Raw genomic sequence first — 3891 nt, forward strand, 5'->3', positions numbered from 1 at the left:
CATCCCACACACCCGACACATCCACCAACCCACCCCACCGCAACGGCAACTCCAAACCCACCACCCGACCCAAACCCCACACCGCCGCACCCGCGACGTCGGTGAGCGGGTCGGAGCTGCCGACCGACACCGCCCCACGGGTCAGCCACCACAGCCGGCCCGTCCCGCCGAGCTCGGCCAGGGCCTGCACCACCGTCAGCGCCCTCGACGCCTCAGCGGCGCCCGGAACCGCGGCCGGCTCCCTGGGGTCGGTGAGCGACAGCAGGGACAGCACGTTCGCGTCCCGGTCCGCGGACCCCATCGCGTCCCGCAGCAGCCGGGCCACCCGGTCCCGGTCCGCGTCGGTCGGGATCGGCACCGGGATCACCCGGGCGGCACGGGCGGCCAGCCCCTCGGCCGCCGGGTGGTTCTCCTGCCCCGGCGCCGTCAGCACCAGCCAGGTCCCGGCCAGGGTCGCGGATTCCGGCACGACCGCCGTACGCCACGTCGCCCGGTACCGCCAGGAGTCGACGGCGGCGCGCTGCTGCGTCGTCCGCCGCCACCGGGCGAGCTTCGGCAGCAGCGCCGTGGACGGCTCGTCCGCGCCCACCGCCAGTTCCTCGCCCAGCGCGCCGAGATCCCCGGACTCGACCGCCGCCCAGAACCGCTCGTCGGACGGGGCGTCGACGGCCGCCGGGGTCGCGCCGGGCTGCGGGTCGTCCAGCCAGTACCGCTGCCGGTCGAAGGCGTACGTGGGCAGGTCGACCACGCGCGGCCGGGCACCGGCCTGGCCGTGGTACGCCGCCCAGTCCACCGCGACACCGGCGACCCAGAGCTGCCCGACGGCGGCGGTGAGGGCGGTGAGTTCCGGCTGCTTGCGGCGCAGCGCGGCGACGTACCGCACGTCGTCGCCGGTCGCCGTTGCCTCGACCGCCATGGCGGTGAGGACGGCGTCCGGGCCGACCTCCAGGAACGTGTCGACGCCCTGCTCCCGCAGCGCCGCCACCCCGTCGGCGAACCGCACCGCCTGCCGCACGTGCCGCACCCAGTAGCCCGGGTCGGTGATCTCCGCCGTGTCCGCCACGGCCCCGGTCACGTTCGACACGATCGGAATCCTCGGCGGCTGCCAGCCCAGCCCCGCCACCACCGACGCGAACTCGTCCAGCATCGGATCCATCAGGCGCGAATGGAACGCGTGACTGACCGACAACTCCTTCGTCCGCCACCCCCGCTCACGAGACGCCGCCACCACCACAGCCACCTCGTCGGCGGCACCCGACACCACCACCGCCGCCGGACCGTTCACCGCCGCGACGTCCGCCGCCGCACCCGTGAGATCGATCAGCTCGACGACCGACTCCTCCGACGCGCCGACCGCCGCCATCACCCCACCGGCCGGCAACGCCTGCATCAACCGGCCCCGCGCCGCCACCAACACACACGCATCGGTCAGCGACAACATCCCCGCCACATACGCGGCCGTCACCTCACCGATCGAATGACCCGCCAGGAAATCCGCCCGCACACCCCACGACGACAGCAACTCCCACAACGCCACCTCAACCGCGAACAACCCCGCCTGCGCGAACACCGTCTGATCCACCAGAGCGGCGTCCGCACTGCCCGGTTCGGCGAACATGATCTCCCGCAGAGGACGCGGCAGGTGCGGATCGATCTCCTGGCACACCGCGTCGAAGGACGCCGCGAACACCGGGAACGCCTCATACAACTCACGGCCCATGCCGACGCGCTGCGAACCCTGACCGGTGAACAACACCGCCCGACGACCCGCCGACACCACACCCGAGGCCACCGACGACCGGCCCTCGGCGACAGCCGACAGCCCCGCCACCAACTCGTCCGCGTCCGAGCCCCACACCACCGCGCGGTGCTCCAACGCCGCCCGCGACACCGCCAACGACCACGACACATCCGACACCGCGACATCCGTGCGGGACCGAGCGAACGACACCAACCGCGCCGCCTGACCCGACAGACCACGCTCCGACCGCGCCGACACCACCCACGGCACCGGCACCCCGACCGGCACGACGGACGCCGAGACGGAATCCTCCCCCGCCACGGACTCCACCGCCACGGCCGAGGACTCCCCCGCCGCAGACGCCGGCTGCACCGCCGACACCGGATCGAACTCCGACACGGAGTCCGGCTGCTCCAGGATCACGTGCGCGTTCGTGCCGGAGATACCGAACGACGACACACCCGCCCGACGCGGACGCCCCACCACCGGCCACTCACGCGCCTCGGTCACCAACTCCACCGCACCCGACGACCAGTCCACATGCGACGACGGCGCATCCACGTGCAACGACGCCGGCACCACCCCGGCCCGCATCGCCAAGATCATCTTGATGATCCCCGCCACGCCGGCAGCCGCCTGGGTGTGGCCGATGTTCGACTTCACCGAACCGAGGAGCAGCGGCGCAGCCTCATCGCGGCCCTGCCCGTACGTCGCCAGCAACGCCTGTGCCTCGATCGGGTCGCCGAGCCTGGTGCCGGTGCCGTGCGCCTCGACGACGTCCACGTCCCCGGCCGACAGCCCCGCCGACGCGAGGGCCTGCCGGATCACCCGCTGCTGCGACGGACCGTTGGGCGCGGTCAGGCCGTTGGAGGCACCGTCCTGGTTCACCGCCGTGGCCCGGACCACGGCCAGGATCCGCCGACCATCCCGCCGCGCGTCGGACAGCCGCTGCACCAGCAGCATGCCCACGCCCTCGGACCAGCCGGTGCCGTCAGCGGCTTCGGAGAACGACTTGCACCGGCCGTCGGCCGACAGCCCGCCCTGGATCGAGAACTCGGCGAAGGTGGCCGGGGACGCCATGACGCAGACGCCGCCGGCGAGGGCGAGGTCGCACTCCCCGGACCGCAGCGCCTGCGCCGCCAGGTGCAGCGCCACCAGCGACGACGAACACGCGGTGTCCACCGTCATCGCCGGCCCCTCGAACCCGAACGAGTACGCCACCCGACCCGACAGCACACTCGTCGCGTTGCCGGTGAGCAGGTGGCCGCCGACCTCCTGGGCGCGACCCACCGATCCGCTGGCGTACCCCTGGAAGCTGGCGCCGGCGAAGACGCCGACCGCGCTTCCCTTCAGGCTGGTCGGGTCGATACCGGCGGATTCGACCGCCTCCCAGGACGTCTCCAGCAGCAGCCGCTGCTGGGGGTCCATGGCGAGGGCCTCGCGGGGCGAGATCCCGAAGAACTCGGCGTCGAACTCGGTGGCGTCGTAGACGAAGCCGCCGCTGCGGACGAAGGACGTGTCGGACAGGCCGCTGCCGAGGAAGGTGTCCCAGCCCCGGTCGAGGGGGAAGTCGGAGATGCCGTCGCGTCCCGTGGAGAGCAACTGCCAGAACTCGTCCGGCGATCCGACGCCGCCCGGGAGGCGGCAGCCCATTCCCACGATCACGATCGGATCGTCGTCGACGGCGGTGACCGTACGCCCGGCCGGCGCGTCGCCGGAGGCGCCGAGCACGGTCTCCCGGACGAAGGCGACCAGGGCGGCTGGCGTCGGGTGGTCGAAGACCAGGGTGGTGGGCAGCGCGAGGCCCGTCTCGGCGGTCAGCCGGTTGCGCAACTCGACCGCGGTGAGGGAGTCGAAGCCGAGGCGCTGGAATGCCCGGTCCGGCGGCACGGACTCCACGGTGGCGTGGCCGAGCACCGCGGCAACCTGGGAGCGTACGAGGTCGAGCAGGGTCGCCTCGGCCTCCGACGGCGTCAGCGCCGCAAGCCGCTGCCGGAAGGCGGAAACCTGGTCGGTGGGGCCGTTCTCGGTGCGGGCCGCCGCCTCGATGGCCGACTGTGCCTCGGGGATCTCGGTGAACAACCGGCTCGGCCGCAACGCCGTGAACGACGACACAAACCGATCCCACCGCACATCCGCCACCACCACCT

Annotated in this window: 1 pseudogene; it reads right to left on the bottom strand. The window is 72.9% G+C overall.

The annotated features are described in order from the left end of the window. Positions 1-3730 (bottom strand): annotated as a pseudogene (locus tag ACZ6Q9_RS34130) (type I polyketide synthase); the annotation flags it as partial. Between the last annotated feature and the right edge of the window lie 161 nt (positions 3731-3891).

The organism is Micromonospora sp. NPDC049139 (assembly GCF_055586845.1).